This window comes from Mycobacterium senriense (genome assembly GCF_019668465.1).
Lineage (GTDB): Bacteria > Actinomycetota > Actinomycetes > Mycobacteriales > Mycobacteriaceae > Mycobacterium > Mycobacterium senriense.
Genome location: NZ_AP024828.1, coordinates 76,610 through 91,345 on the forward strand (window position 1 = coordinate 76,610; position 14,736 = coordinate 91,345).

The following is a 14,736-nucleotide window of genomic DNA, read 5'->3' on the forward strand; positions in this document are numbered from 1 at the left end:
CGTTATCTACAGCCACCACGAGGCGGCCGCGTCGAGATGACGGCGGAGGCGATAAGCCGCGACGCTCTCGTCCGACGCCTCGATCGCCTCGACGATCCGCAGGTGAGCGTGGTGCACCGCCAGCACGTCCGACCAGGTTGGCAGCGCCTGCCCGGTGCTCGACCAGTGCCTGCGGAACAGCTCGACGATGATGCGCAGGAACAGGTCCAGCAGCGCATTGCCGGCGAGCTGCGCCAGGCCGCCGTGGAAGTTGAACTCCTCCGCGATCGCCTGCCGCACGTCGTCGGCCGTCTGGCGCGAGCCTTCCGGTAGCCCGGACCGATGGCCGGCCAGGAACGCCGCCACCTCGGATTCGCCCAGCCGCTTGACCACCTTGGCGACGTTGTCGAGCTCGATGGCGTCGCGGACGCATCGCAGGTCTTCGCGGCTGGGGTTGCGGTACTGCAGGTACAGCGCGATCGTGTCGATACTGGCCTGCGCCGCGGGTTGGGCGATGACGAGCCCACCGCCGGGCCCGCGGCGCATGTGGGCTATCGAGTGGTATTCGAGCAGCCGCACCGCCTCGCGGAGCACCGCGCGGCTCACCCGGTAACGCTCCAGCAGGGCCGTCTCGGTGCCGAAGACCGAACCCACGTGCCAGCCGCTGGCGGCGATGTCGTCACCGATGGTGAGGGCCAGCATCTCGGCCAATTTGCCCCTGGGTGCCTCGGAATCGAGCCGGCGCCGCCTCTTGCGACCCCGGCTCCCGTCGCCCGCGTGATGGTGCTCCAGCCAGCCGGTGACGGCCTCGACGTGTCGCTCGGACAGCGTCTTGGCGCGCGCCGAATCGCCGGCCGTGACGGCCGCGACGATCGCGGAGTGGTGCGCGTGCAGATGGTCGACCGCCTCGATCGCCTCGGTCGCCGAATCCGGTCGCGACGCCAACGCGTAGCGGGTGGTGAGCCGCATCAGGACATTGATAAACAGTTGCAGCACCGGGTTTTTGGACTGCTCGGCCAGCGTCATGTGGAACTCGTCGCGCGGCGCCGCTAAACCGGGTTTCCACTGCTGTTCGTCCTGCAGCACCGCCCGCAGCCGCGCGATGCCGGCCTCGTCGATGCGCTCGGCGGCGAGCGAGGCCGCCAGCGGCTCGAGCACCAGGCGGGCGTTGAGCAAGTCGCCCAGCGTCGTGCCCAGGTATTCGAGATAGATGACGACCGCGCGGGTGGCGGGCCCCGCATCGGGCTCGCAGATGTACAACCCGCCGTTGGGCCCGCGGCGCATCCGCGCGACCTGATGGTGTTCGACCAGTCGGACGGCCTCCCGCAGCACCGACCGGCTCACCCCGAAGCGCTGCTGCAGAGCCTGTTCGGAACCCAGCGACTCGCCCACCGCCCAGCCGCGGCGGACGATATCGGCTTCGATGTCGCGAGCGAGGATCGAAGCGAGTTTGTCGGCAGGGCCGGTCCTTGGCTCCTCAGTCATCCGAGCTCGATCGCCTTGTCGCTCAACAGGTCAGCAGCATGCACCCCGCGACGGGCCCACCGCCGACGGAGACAACGCCCACCTCGGGGCGACGCGATAGCTGCCGCTCCCCCGCGTCGCCACGCAGCTGCAGGCACCCTTCGTGCAGCGCCCAGTAGCCGTGCATGCGCCCTGCCGAGAGTTGGCCCCCGTAGGTGTTCAGCGGCAGGTGCCCGTCGGGGGCGATCCGTTCCCCGCCCTCGACGAACGGGCCACCCTCGCCGTCGCCGCAGACCCCCAGCGCTTCCAGCCACGCCAGCGTGAGATAGGTGAATCCGTCGTAGAGCTGGGCGACCTGGAGGTCGGCGGGCTTCAACGTCGTGCGCGACCACATCTGCGCCGTCGCATCCGACATCGCCATCTTCGGGTAGTCCGCGCGGTGAAACCAGCCGCCGGCGCCGTCGGACCCGCCGATCGCCTCCACCTTCACCGCGCGGTGGGGACAGTCGGCCGCGTACTCCGCATGCGAGACCACCACCCCGATCGAGCCGTCGATCGGGACGTCGCAGTCCAGCAGCCCCAATGGGGTGGACACCGGCCGGGCGCCCAGGTAGTCGGCCATCGTCATCGGATCCCGGTAGACCGCACGGGGATTCAGCGCCGCGTTGCGCCTGCCGTTGAGCGCTATCCAGCCCAGCTGTTCCTTGGTTGTCCCGTACAGGTCCATGTGGCGGCGGCAGTTCAGCGCCAGCCAGTTGGCGGCCGAATAAGCGTGCGCGGCAACCAGATCGTTGACGTCATCCATGGCGCCGACGGCGGGCTTCGGCTCGCCTTCGGGTGTCTCGAACATGCGCGCCAGTGGCGGGGCCGGTGCGTTCTCTTCCTGCTTGACCGGAACCGTGCCGCCGAGCATCTGGATCGTCCGGTAGACCACCACGTGGCGGGCGCGGCGTTCGGCGACCGCGCGGCACGCCGACATCACCGGCGAAAGCAGGCCGCCGGTGCCGAAGCCCGACCCGCAGTCCGCGGCGTCGATGCGCAGCTGGGCATTGACGTCCGCCGCGGGTGTGTCACCCAGCGTGGCGATGCCGTCGATGTCGCCGGCGGCCAGCCCGGCGTCCTCGATGGCGGTGCGCACCGCCTCCATGGTCAGCTCCAGGCACGGGATGCCGGTGCGGCGGCCGATTCGTGAGATGCCGACGCCGGACAAGATCGCGTCTTTTTCGAAAAGCGTCATGTACACCGCCCGTCAGACCACACCCGTCACCGCATCGAATCAATTGAGTGTACTGTATTCGTCGTGTCGAACGGGCCGCTGCTCATCGAGTACTGCGACGGCTGCGCGCGCTGGGTGCATCCGGGCGGCGGCGGATGCCGCGAGTGCGGGGGCACGCTGGAGGCGCGAGAAGTTTCCGGGCGGGGCACCGTGTTCACCTTCACGGTCAACCATCACCCGTACAACCCGGAGATCCCCACCCCTTATGTCATCGCGATCGTCGAGCTCGCCGAACAGAGCGGCCTGCGGGTCGCGGCCAATATCGTTGACTGCGAGCCGGATTCGGTGAGCTGCGGCATGCCCGTCGCCCTGCGGCCGGAGCGCGGCAGCGGCGGCGCGGCGCAATTCGCGCCGGCCTGACCGCGTCGGACTAGTTGATCAGCGGGTCACGCGGCATGCCGAGGATCCGCTCGGCGATCTGATTGCGCGTCACTTCCGACGTACCGCCGGCGATCGCCATCCCGCGAGCCCCCATCATCAGCCGGCCGGCCAGGGCGCCGGCACCGTCGGTGAGCGCGACCTCGGGGCCCAGCAGCGCCGCCATGATCGCGGCGCCCTCCACCATGTGCTCGGCCAGCTTGAGTTTGGTGACGTTGCCTTCCGGGCCGGGTCCCGCGCCTTCGACGCTGCGCGCGGCGCGCCGCAGGTTCAGCAGCCGCAGCGCGGTTTCCTCGGCGAGATACGACCCGACTCGAATTCGCCCGCCGGCCAACCGATCCGGGTGTTGCTCGGTGAGCTGCACCAGTTGGTCGGCCAGCCCCTCGTAGAACGATCCGCTGCCGCCGATGCTGACGCGTTCGTTGCCCAGCGTCGCGCGCGCGACGGTCCACCCGGAGTTGGGCGTGCCGACGACGTCCTCGTCGGGGACGAACAGGTCATTGAAGAAGACCTCGTTGAAGTCCGAGCCGCCGGTGATCTGCCGCAGTGGGCGCACCTCGACATCGGGTGCCTTCATGTCAACGATCACCGTGGTGATGCCGGCGTGCTTCTTGGCGTCGGGGTCGGTGCGCACGGTGGCCAGCCCGCGCGCACAGTAGTGCGCCCCGCTGGTCCAAACCTTCTGGCCGTTGATCTTCCAGCCGCCGTCCACCCGGGTGGCGCGCGTCTTGATGGACGCGGCGTCCGAGCCGGCGTCGGGCTCGGAGAACAGCTGGCACCAGATCTCGTCCTTGCGCAGCGCCTTCTCCACGAATCGTTCGATCTGCCAAGGCGTTCCGTGCTGGATCAGGGTCAGGATCACCCAGCCGGTGATGCCGTAATCCGGTCGCTTGATGCCGGCCGCGCGGAACTCCTCCTCGATCACCAGCTGCTCGACGGCGTCCGCCGCGCGCCCCCACGGCTTGGGCCAGTGCGGCATCACGTAGCCGGTCTCGATCAGCTTGTCGCGCTGGGCCTCTTTGCCCAGGGCGGCGATCTCGGTGGCGTCGGCGCGGATGCTGGTGCGCAGTTCCTCGGCTTCCGGCGGCAGGTCCAGACTGTTGTCGCGGACGGCGCCGGCGGCGGTGCGCTCGAAGACGTCGCCAGCCGGCGCGTCACCGCCGAACAGCGCCGCGCTCACCACCGCCCGGCGCAGATGCAGGTGCGCGTCGTGCTCCCAGGTGAAGCCGATGCCGCCGTGCACCTGGATGTTGAGTTCGGCGTTGCGGACGTAGGCCGGGAAGGCCAGCGCCGCGGCCACCGCGGCGATCAACCGGAATTGCTCCTCGTCCTCGGACGCCGCGCGGGCGGCGTCCCAGACGGCGGCGATCCCGGACTCCGCGCCCACTAGCATGTTCGCGCAGTGATGCTTGACCGCTTGGAAAGTGGCGATGGTGCGCCCGAATTGCTGGCGCACCTTGGCGTAGTCGACGGCGGTGTCGACGCAGTCCGACGCCCCGCCCACGGCCTCGGCGGCCAGCAGGGTGCGAGCCCGGGCCAGCGCCGATTTGCGCGCCCCCGTCAGGACGTCGTCACCGGAGACGCGCACGTTATGCAGGCGGACGCGTCCGGACCGCCGCGTCGGATCGAAGTTCTCCGGCACCTCGACCGAGACACCGTCGCGGCCGCGCTCGAGCACCAGCACGTCGTCGCCCGCGGCGATCACCAGCAGCTCGGCCAGCCCGGCGCCCAACACGATTCCGGCCTCGCCCTCGGCCACGCCGTCGTTGACCCGCACCTGGCCGCCCAGCCCGATGCCCGCGGTGACGGTTCCGTCGATGAGACCGGGCAGCAGCCGCGACTTCTGTTCGGCGGTACCGTCTTTGGCGATCACCGCGGAGGCGATCACAATCGGCACGAACGGCCCCGGCGCCACCGCGCGACCGAGTTCTTCGATCACCACAACGAGTTCGGGCAGCCCGAAGCCCGAGCCGCCGTATTCCTCGTCGACGTGCAGGCCGAGCCAGCCGAGTTCGACCAGGTTCTGCCAGAACCCGGGGCGCGGCTCGTCCGTGGCGTCGAGCAGCGACCGCGCCGCCCACCGCGCCTTCTGCGAGGTCAAGAACCCGCGAGCTACCTCGGCGAGTTCACGATGGTCGTCGGTTATTGCGATACCCATGAGGGCCCTCCTCGCGCCGCATGCCAGCCGGGTGTGATCGTCCCGCTCCCGCTCGGACCGCCGCGCGGTCCGCATCGTCGGAGCTGAAGCTGGGTGGCCTGCCCCGCTTCGAGGGGAAGCGGGGCGGCTGCCTAAAGAGTGTACTTAATGCGGGGAGGGCCCCAGCGGGGGGCGTCTACTTGGGCGCGAACCGCTGCCCGGCGTCCAGTCGCAGGCACTGGCCGTTGAGCATCGGGTTGTCCACGATGGCCGCGGCCAGCTTCGCGTACTCCTCCGGACGGCCGAGGCGCTTGGGGAACGCCGCATCCTTCGTCAGCTGCGTCGCGAACTCGTCGGGAATGCCCTGGGTCAGCCCCGTGGCGAACAGGCTCGGGGCGATCCCCAGCACCCGGATGCCCACCGAGCCCAGGTCGCGGGCCATGGTCAGGCACATCCCAGCGATCCCCGCCTTGGCGGCGGTGTAGGCGACCTGCCCGATCTGGCCCTCGAAGGCCGCGATGGAGGCGGTGTTGATGATGACGCCGCGCTCCCCGGTGTCGGGGTCTTCGGGCTCGTTCTTGGCCATGTGCGCGGCGGCCAGCCGGCTGATGTTGAAGGTGGCGATCAGGTTCAGATCGATCACGGACTGGAAGGATTCGAGGTCATGCGGACCGGACTTGGTCAGCGTCCGCTTGGCGATACCGCCGCCCGCGGTGGTGATCACGACGTGCAGGCCGCCGAGCTTGTCGACCGCGGCCTGCAGGGTCTCTTCGGTGCCGGTGAAGTCGGTGACGTCAACCGGGTAGAAGGTGCCCCCGACGCCCTCGGCGACCGTCTTGCCGTCGGAACCCTCGCGGTCGAGAATGGCGACATCGGCGCCGCGTTCGTGCAGCAGCTCGGCGCTGGCCCGGCCCATTCCCGATGCGCCGCCGATGACGACGACCTTCTTCCCACTGATCTCCATCCGGACGTCTCCTTTGTGGTTGTCACAATCACTGCGATCTGTAACGTTACGTAGGCACGCTAGCGTGCTCGCTCTTCAGGCCTGTCACCGAGCCATGCCAAGCTGGCAACCGTGCTCCTCATCGACGTGGCAATGACGTCAACCGATGTCGGGAGCACGTCGTCGCGGCTGACCAAGGTCGCCCACATCGCCGGCCTGCTGACCCGCGCCGCGCCCGACGCCACGGTGGTCGCCGTCATCGTGTCGTGGCTTTCTGGTGAGTTGCGGCAACGCCAGATCGGCGTGGGCTGGGCGGCGCTGCGCTCGCGCCCGCCGGCGGCCTCGCACGCCTCGCTGACCGTCGCCGGCGTCGACGCCACCTTCTCCGAGATCGGCGCCGTGTCGGGTAAGGGCGCGCAGGCGCGCCGCGCCGCGCTGCTGGACGCCCTGTTCGCCGCCGCCACCGACACCGAGCAGACCTTTCTGGTGCGACTACTCGGCGGTGAACTGCGCCAGGGCGCGCTGGCCGGGATCATGGCCGACGCCGTGGCCAAGGCCGCCGGCATCCCGGCCGCCGCGGTGCAGCGCGCCGCCATGCTGGGCGGGGACCTGCCGGCGGTCGCGGCGGCCGCCCTGTCCGGTGCGGCGTCGGCGCTGGACGCGTTCACCCTGCGGGTCGGCCGCCCGGTCGGCCCGATGCTGGCGCAGACCGCGACGGGCGTGGCCGATGCGATCGAACGCCACGGCGGCGCAACGATTTTCGAAGCCAAGCTGGACGGGGCGCGGGTGCAGATTCACCGCGCCGGTGACGAGGTCACCGTCTACACCCGAAGCCTCGACGATGTCACCGCCCGGCTGCCCGAGGTGGTGGAGGCGACGCTGGCGCTGCCGGTCGACGACCTGATCGCCGACGGCGAGGCCATCGCGCTGCGGCCCGACAACCGTCCCCACCGGTTCCAGGTCACCGCCTCACGGTTCGGCCGCTCGGTCGACATCGCCGCAGCCCTTGCCGCGCAGCGACTTTCGGTATTCTTCTTCGACATCCTGCATCGCGACGGCGTCGACCTGATCGACGCCCCGACCACCGAGAGACTGGCCGCCCTCGACGCGTTGGTGCCCCCGGCGCAGCGAGTCGACCGGCTGCTCACCGCCGACCCCGCGCAGGCCGGCGCCTTCCTGGACGCGACCCTGGCCGCCGGCCACGAGGGCGTGATGGCCAAGGCGCCCGACGCGCCGTATGCGGCGGGGCGCCGCGGAGCGGGCTGGCTGAAGGTCAAGCCTGTGCACACGCTGGATCTGGTGGTGCTCGCGGTGGAGTGGGGATCGGGGCGGCGCCGCGGCAAACTCTCCAACATCCACCTGGGCGCGCGTGACCCGGCCAGCGGCGAATTCGTCATGGTGGGAAAGACTTTCAAGGGCATGACCGACGCCATGCTGCAGTGGCAGACCGCCCGGTTCAGCGAACTCGCGGTCGGCGGGACGGACGGCTACGTCGTCCATCTGCGGCCCGAACAGGTGGTCGAAATCGCGCTGGACGGCGTGCAGAAATCGTCGCGCTACCCCGGCGGGCTGGCGCTGCGGTTCGCCCGCGTGGTGCGCTATCGCGACGACAAGAGCCCCGCCGAGGCCGACACCATCGACGCCGTGCGCGCGCTGTACTGAACCAGGGCTTTTCTGGACAGGCGCCGTTAATTCAACGCGCGTAGGGTTTCCGCCGTGGCAGTCACAGAGCACGGCACCGACGTCAGCTACATCCACACCGACGATGACCTGCCACCCGTCGCGGTTGTCGACCGCTCCCCCATCACGGCGCGGCACAAGATCGTGTTCGCGATCGTCGCCGTGCTCGGCGCGGTCGCCTGGGCGATCATCGCGTTCGCCCGGGGCGAGACGGTGAACGCGGTGTGGATCGTCGTCGCGGCGATCTGTACCTACCTGATCGGATTCCGGTTCTACGCCCGGCTGATCGAATTGAAGATCGTCCGGCCGCGCGACGACCACGCCACGCCCGCCGAGATCCTCGACGACGGCACCGATTACGTGCCGACCGACCGTCGGGTGCTCTTCGGCCATCACTTCGCCGCCATCGCCGGGGCCGGGCCGCTCGTCGGCCCGGTGCTGGCCACCCAGATGGGCTATCTGCCCTGCAGCATCTGGATCGTCCTCGGCGCGGTATTCGCCGGGGCGGTGCAGGACTACCTGGTGCTGTGGATCTCCACCCGGCGGCGGGGCCGTTCGCTCGGCCAGATGGCGCGCGACGAGCTGGGCGCCACCGGCGGGGCCGCCGCGATGGTCGGCGTGCTCGTCATCATGGTGATGATCATCGCGGTGCTCGCCCTGGTGGTGGTGCGCGGGCTGGCCCAGAGCCCGTGGGGCGTGTTCTCCATCGCCATGACCATTCCCATCGCCCTCTTCATGGGCTGCTACCTGCGGTTCCTGCGGCCGGGGCGGGTAGGCGAGGTCTCCCTCATCGGTTTCGCGTTGCTGATGCTCGCCGTGGTCTCAGGCAACTGGGTCAGCGAAACCTCTTGGGGCGCATCGTGGTTGAACCTCTCGGCCGTCACCGTTTGCTGGCTGATCATCATCTACGGCTTCGTGGCGTCGGCGCTGCCGGTGTGGCTGCTGCTGGCGCCGCGCGACTACCTGTCGACGTTCATGAAGATCGGGGCCATCACGTTGCTGGCACTCGGCATCTTCCTCGCGCATCCGCTCATCCAGGCGCCGGCGGTCTCGCGGTTCGCCCACCGGGGCGACGGGCCGGTGTTCGCCGGCTCGCTGTTTCCGTTCCTGTTCATCACCATCGCGTGCGGCGCGCTGTCCGGATTCCACGCGCTGATCTCGTCCGGAACCACGCCCAAGCTGCTGGAGAAGGAAAGCCAGATGCGCTTCATCGGCTACGGCGGCATGCTGACCGAGTCGTTCGTCGCCGTCATGGCGCTGATCAGTGCGGCCGTCCTCGACCAGCATGTGTACTTCGCGCTCAATGCCCCGGCCGCGCAGACCGGCGGCACCGCGGCCACCGCGGCGCACTACGTCAACGGCCTGGGGTTGTCGGGCGGCCCGGCGACCGCGGACCAGCTGAACCAGGCCGCCGCCGGGGTCGGCGAGAAGTCGATCGTGTCACGCACCGGCGGCGCCCCGACGCTGGCGGTGGGCATGTCCGAGGTGTTGAACCGGGCCTTCGGCGGCGCCGGGCTCAAGGCGTTCTGGTACCACTTCGCGATCATGTTCGAGGCGCTGTTCATCCTGACCGCCGTCGACGCGGGCACCCGGGTCGCGCGGTTCATGCTCTCCGACGCGCTGGGCAACCTGGGCGGGCCGCTGGCCAAACTGCAAAACCCGAGTTGGCGCCCGGGCGTCTGGGGTTGCAGCCTGGCGGTGGTCGCCGCATGGGGCGGCATCCTGCTGATGGGCGTTACCGATCCGCTGGGCGGCATCAACACCCTGTTCCCGCTGTTCGGCATCGCCAACCAGCTGCTCGCGGCGATCGCGCTGACCGTCATCACCGTGATCGTCATCAAGAAGGGCCTGCTGAAATGGGCGTGGGTCCCCGGGGTGCCGCTGCTGTGGGATCTGATGGTCACGCTGACCGCGTCGTGGCAGAAGATCTTCTCCGCGGATCCCGCCGTCGGCTACTGGACGCAACACTTCCGGTACCTGGCCGCCAGGAGCGCCGGCAAGACGTCGTTCGGGTCGGCCAAGAACGCCCATCAGCTCGACGAGGTCATCCGCAACACCTTCATCCAGGGCACGCTGTCCGTCTTGTTCGCGGTGGCCGTCGTCGTCGTGCTGATCGCCGGAGTCCTGGTCGCGCTCGGGGCAATTCGCGGTCCGGGCAGCAAGTTGAGCCGGCCGCTGACGGAGGAAGACCCGGTGCCCTCGAGGTTGTTCGCGCCCTCGGGTCTGGTCCCCACCGCCGCCGAACGCGAGGTGCAACGCAGGTGGGACGGGCTGCCGACGTCGACTCCCGGGGTCCTCGGCGCTCAGGAGCGTTGACCGCCCCCTGACCGGTACCTGCCCAGGTGTCGCGGCGGGCCGCGCACAAACAGGTAGTCGACTACGCGTGCCTACTGGTGATCGCCGACCTTACGTTGACTGCATCACCGGCAGACCAACGCGAAGAAGGTGGACGAAATGCTGGTCACGCCAATGGGACTCCGGACCGCGCCCGACACCCAGCCCATTCCGCAACCGCCCTCGGTCGAAGCGGCATCCGAAGAGGTCCTGATCAGCACCCAACAGGTGCTCTTCGGCACCGCCGCAGTCCGGGCGACGCGCCGCGCCCCCCTCGCCGGCCGGATCGCCACCGTGCTGCGACGGATGGCCACCGACGCGAATCAGCCGGGGCACCCCCACTACCCGACGCATTACGCCTACCTCGAAGACTCCCGTATGGCGCGCGAAATGGACAGGCTGTGAACGCGATCGTCAGCGTCGCCTGCGTCGGGTTGATGGTGCTGCTCGCAATGGGGACGCACAGCCTGCAGTGGCGGCTCGAGCGCAACGACTACGAGCGCCATTTCGAGGACTGACCGAACGCCGACGGCACGCCGCGCAAAAAGGTCGTGCCCAAGCCCGCGTCGCGGTCCTAAACTTGCGCGATGAGAGTCGGTATCGACTTTGGCACCACCCACACCGTCGTCGCGGCCGTCGACCGGGGCAACTATCCCGTCGTTTCCTTCGAGGGCGTGGATGCGTGGCCGTCGCTGATCGCCGCCAATGCCGCCGGGGAGTTGCGCTACGGCGCGGGTGCCGCCGCCGTCCGCCACGAACCGGGATGGTCGGTGCTGCGCTCGTTCAAACGCCTGCTCAACGACGCCGGACCACAGACCGAGGTCACCCTCGCGGGCCGCGACTATCGGCTGGCCGACCTCCTCACCGGCTTCCTGGCCCAGCTGAAAACCGATCTGCAGCGGCACTCGAACGCCACCCTGGCGCCGGGCGAGGGCATCGAAGCCGCGATCAGCGTGCCGGCTAACGCCTCGAGTGCCCAGCGCCTGCTGACCCTGGATGCCTACGTGGCCGCCGGTTTTCACGTCGTCGCGCTGCTCAACGAGCCCTCCGCCGCGAGCCTGGAATACGCCCACCGGTACCGATCCACCATCACCGCCAAGCGCGAATACGTCCTCATCTACGACCTGGGCGGCGGCACATTCGACGCGTCGCTGCTGAAGATGACCGGGCACGCGAACGAGGTCGTCATCAGCGAGGGCATTCAGCGCCTCGGCGGTGACGACTTCGACGAGGCAATCGTGGAGCTGGTGGTGGCCGGCGCCAACCTGCCCGGCCTCGACGCCGCCGGGCGCGATCTGCTGGCCGAGGAGTGCGCCGCCCGCAAGGAAGCCGTCGGACCGCAGACACGCCGCTTCCTGGTGGACCTGTCCGCGGTCGATCGGCCCCCGTTCTCCTGCCCCATCGACGACGTCTACGCGGTGTGCGCGCCGCTGGTCGACCAGACGACGGAGTTGCTCAACCGGGTCCTGCACGATCCGGCGCGCGGCCGCAAGGACGTGGACTGGTCGGAGGTGGCGGGCATATACGTCGTCGGCGGGGCCGGCGGCTTCCCGCTGGTGTCCCGGATGCTGCGCAGCACCTTCGGCGAGAAGCGGGTGAAACGCTCGCCGCACCCGTTCGCCGCCACCGCCATCGGACTCGCCGTCTTTTTGGACAAGGAGTCCGGTTTTGCGCTGTCCGAACGCTTCTCGAGGAACTTCGGGGTCTTCCGGGAGGCCGAGGCCGGCGCCGGTGTCGTGTTCGACCCGATCGTGTGCAAGGACGTTTCGCTTCCGGCCGACGGGCAATCCCCGCTGGTGGTGAAGCGAAAATATCGAGCGGCACACAACATCGGGCACTTCCGGTTCGTCGAATGCAGCCGCCTGGTCAACGGGCGTCCCGACGGCGACGTCACACCCTATGACCCGGTGCTGTTCCCGTTCGACCCGGCCCTCTACGACCGGGACGACCTCGGGCGTCAGCCGGTCGGCCGCTGGACGGAGGGGCCCGATGTCGAGGAGCGCTACGTCATCGCCCCCAGCGGTGCGGTGGAGGTGACGTTGACGACGAAGCCGGCCGGGTTCGAACGCACCTTCCGCCTGGAGCGGTGCGCGTCCGCGAGTTGATGAGCCATCCCGCCATGCAGCTGTACGACGTGATGCGAACAACTTTCGCGGCACGGGAATTCACCGACGATCCATTGCCCGATGCGGTGCTGGGGCGCATCTTCGACAACGCCCGGTTCGCTCCCAGCGGCGGCAACAGGCAGGGTGCCCATGTCACCGTGGTGCGTGACGAATCGGTCCGCCGCCGGCTGGCCGAACTCGGCAAGCCCGCCGCTCGCCGCTACTTCGCCCAGTTGCGGGCGAATGAAAACCCTTGGAATTCAGTGCATCCCAGCGGCGTGCCGCAAGACGTCATCGACGCGACCGAGATCCCCGACACGTTCGTGGCGCCGATCGCCAAAGCCCCTGTCGTGCTGGTGGTTTCGGTCGACCTGGCCGTCATCGCCGCCATCGACCAGAACCTGGACCGCGTCGGCATCGCCGGCGGGGCCTCGGTCTACCCGCTGATCTGGAACATCTTGCTCGCCGCGCGTAGCGAGGGCTACGGCGGCACCATCACGACGATGGCGATCGCGGCCGAAGAACACGTCCGCGAACTGCTGGGCATCCCCGACGGGCACGCGGTGGCCGCCGTCGTGCCGCTGGGCAAACCGGTGCGGCAGCTGACCAAGCTGCGCCGCAGGCCGATCGCAGAGTTCATCACCCGTGATCGGTTCGACGGCCCGGCTTTTGAAGACTAAGCGTCGCGGGCCGCGGGTAAGCGTCGGAGTATGACCGAGATAGATCTGGACGCCCTGTCGACTCCCGAACACGGATACACCGTCGACGACCGCGACGACGACGAACCGGTCTTGCTCGACCGGGAGGGCAATCACATCGATACCTGGCGCGAGCGATACCCCTACGACCATCGGATGCCGCGGGACGAATACGAAGGACTCAAGCGGCGACTGCAAGTTGAGCTGCTGAAGTTGCAAAATCACGCCAAACGCACCGGGGGCCGGCACGTGATCGTGTGCGAGGGACGTGATGCCGCCGGCAAGGGCGGCACCATTCAGCGGTTCATGGAACACCTCAATCCGCGCAGCGCGCGGGTGGTGGCCCTGGATAAGCCCAGCGAACGTGAACAAACGCAGTGGTATTTCCAGCGCTACATCTGCCACCTGCCGGCCGGCGGCGAGATCGTTATGTTCGATCGGTCGTGGTACAACCGCGCCGGCGTGGAGAGGGTGATGGGATTCTGCACCCCAGAGCAATACGCCGAATTCATGGACCAGGCACCGCTTTTCGAGCAGATGCTGGTCGACAACGGGATCAGCTTGACGAAGTTCTGGTTTTCGGTGTCGCCCGCCGAGCAACGCACCCGGTTCGCCATCCGGTTGGTCGACCCCGTGCGCAATTGGAAGTTCTCGCCGATGGACATGGAGTCGATCAACAGGTGGGACGACTACACCGCGGCGAAGGAAGCGATGTTCGAGGCGACCGACACCGACGACGCCCCGTGGATCGTGGTCAGAAGCAACGACAAGAAGAGGGCCCGGATCAACGCCATGCGCTACGTGCTCGCCAAAACCGACTACGACGACAAGGACCATGAGGTGGTGGGCGAGCCCGACCCGTTGATCGTGGGCCGGGCGCTGACCGACTGAGGCGAAGGGAAACGATCATGTCCACATGGCTCATCACCGGGTGCTCGACCGGGCTCGGTCGCGCGCTCGCCGAGGCCGTCATCGGCGCCGGCCACAACGCCGTCGTCACCGCGCGGGACGCCGCCTCGGTCGCCGACCTCGTCGAGACCGCACCCGAGCGGGTGCTCGCCGCCGCCCTGGATGTCACCGATTCCGCGCAGGTCGCCTCGGCCGTGCGACAGGCGGTCGAGCGGTTCGGCCAGATCGACGTGCTGGTCAACAACGCCGGCTACGGGTATCGCGCCGCGGTCGAGGAAGGCGACGACGCCGACGTCCGCGCGTTGTTCGAGACGCATTTCTTCGGCACCGTCGCCATGATCAAGGCGGTACTGCCCGCCATGCGGGCGCGGCGCAGCGGCGCCATCGTAAACATCTCCTCGATCGGCGCCCAGCTGACGCCGGTGGGGTCCGGTTACTACTCGGCGGCGAAAGCCGCGATCGAAGGCATCAGTGGAGCCCTTCGCGGTGAGCTTGTCCCGCTGGGCATTTCGGTGACGATTGTCGAGCCGGGCGCTTTCCGCACCGACTTCGCCGGTCGCTCGCTGGCCCAGTCGGCCACCGTGATCGATGACTACGCCGCCACCGCGGGGCAGCGTCGCAAGGAAAACGACACCATGCACGGCAATCAGCCGGGCGACCCCGCCAAGGCCGGCCACGCCATCATCGCGGCCGTCGAATCGGCTGAGCCGCCGGCGTTTTTGTTGCTCGGGCCCGATGCGCTGGCCGCCTACCGCTACACGGCGGACGCGCGGGCCGCCGAGATCCGAAAATGGGAAGAGCTCACCAGCAGCACCGATTTCGAGGGCTGATCC

Annotated in this window: 12 protein-coding genes; 8 read left to right on the forward strand and 4 right to left on the reverse strand. The window is 68.9% G+C overall.

Going from position 1 to position 14,736, the window contains the following annotated elements:
- Positions 1-6: 6 nt before the first annotated feature.
- Both MTY59_RS00400 and MTY59_RS00405 read right to left on the reverse strand, forming a co-directional pair.
- Entirely contained in the window at positions 7-1,464 is a 1,458-nt protein-coding gene (locus MTY59_RS00400; protein ID WP_221043936.1) for a FadR/GntR family transcriptional regulator, read from the reverse strand.
- 22 nt (positions 1,465-1,486) lie between these two features.
- The gene (locus MTY59_RS00405) at positions 1,487-2,680 is read right to left on the reverse strand and encodes a thiolase family protein (RefSeq protein WP_221043937.1); all 1,194 of its coding nucleotides are present in this window, start codon (positions 2,678-2,680) and stop codon (positions 1,487-1,489) included.
- A 63-nt stretch (positions 2,681-2,743) separates the two neighbouring features.
- On the opposite strand from MTY59_RS00405, the gene MTY59_RS00410 reads away from it, so the two are divergent.
- Positions 2,744-3,079, forward strand: a complete 336-nt coding sequence (locus MTY59_RS00410) for a Zn-ribbon domain-containing OB-fold protein (RefSeq protein WP_221043938.1) — start codon at positions 2,744-2,746, stop codon at positions 3,077-3,079.
- A 10-nt stretch (positions 3,080-3,089) separates the two neighbouring features.
- On the opposite strand, the gene MTY59_RS00415 is transcribed toward MTY59_RS00410, so the two are convergent.
- Both MTY59_RS00415 and MTY59_RS00420 read right to left on the reverse strand, forming a co-directional pair.
- Positions 3,090-5,255 (reverse strand): acyl-CoA dehydrogenase family protein, encoded by a 2,166-nt coding sequence (locus MTY59_RS00415; RefSeq protein ID WP_221043939.1) that lies wholly within the window; start codon positions 5,253-5,255, stop codon positions 3,090-3,092.
- 175 nt (positions 5,256-5,430) lie between these two features.
- Positions 5,431-6,198: an SDR family NAD(P)-dependent oxidoreductase gene (locus tag MTY59_RS00420; RefSeq protein ID WP_007772657.1), complete on the reverse strand. Its 768-nt coding sequence runs from the start codon at positions 6,196-6,198 to the stop codon at positions 5,431-5,433.
- A gap of 111 nt (positions 6,199-6,309) precedes the next feature.
- Here MTY59_RS00420 and MTY59_RS00425 point away from each other — a divergent pair, with 111 nt between their 5' ends.
- The 7 genes from MTY59_RS00425 to MTY59_RS00455 all read left to right on the forward strand — a co-directional run bounded on the left by MTY59_RS00425 (position 6,310) and on the right by MTY59_RS00455 (position 14,733).
- On the forward strand, positions 6,310-7,839 hold the full coding sequence (locus MTY59_RS00425) for an ATP-dependent DNA ligase (RefSeq protein ID WP_221043940.1): 1,530 nt from the start codon (positions 6,310-6,312) through the stop codon (positions 7,837-7,839).
- 54 nt (positions 7,840-7,893) lie between these two features.
- Complete coding sequence (locus tag MTY59_RS00430) at positions 7,894-10,173, forward strand: carbon starvation CstA family protein (RefSeq protein WP_221043941.1); 2,280 nt, start codon at positions 7,894-7,896, stop codon at positions 10,171-10,173.
- A 138-nt stretch (positions 10,174-10,311) separates the two neighbouring features.
- Complete coding sequence (locus tag MTY59_RS00435) at positions 10,312-10,596, forward strand: hypothetical protein (protein WP_221043942.1); 285 nt, start codon at positions 10,312-10,314, stop codon at positions 10,594-10,596.
- Between the two features lie 182 nt (positions 10,597-10,778).
- Positions 10,779-12,296: an Hsp70 family protein gene (locus tag MTY59_RS00440; protein WP_221043943.1), complete on the forward strand. Its 1,518-nt coding sequence runs from the start codon at positions 10,779-10,781 to the stop codon at positions 12,294-12,296.
- Positions 12,297-12,310: 14 nt separating this feature from the next.
- On the forward strand, positions 12,311-12,976 hold the full coding sequence (locus MTY59_RS00445) for a nitroreductase family protein (protein WP_221043944.1): 666 nt from the start codon (positions 12,311-12,313) through the stop codon (positions 12,974-12,976).
- Positions 12,977-13,006: 30 nt separating this feature from the next.
- The gene (gene ppk2 / locus MTY59_RS00450) at positions 13,007-13,885 is read left to right on the forward strand and encodes a polyphosphate kinase 2 (RefSeq protein ID WP_221043945.1); all 879 of its coding nucleotides are present in this window, start codon (positions 13,007-13,009) and stop codon (positions 13,883-13,885) included.
- 17 nt (positions 13,886-13,902) lie between these two features.
- Positions 13,903-14,733: an oxidoreductase gene (locus MTY59_RS00455; protein WP_221043946.1), complete on the forward strand. Its 831-nt coding sequence runs from the start codon at positions 13,903-13,905 to the stop codon at positions 14,731-14,733.
- Positions 14,734-14,736 lie beyond the last annotated feature (3 nt).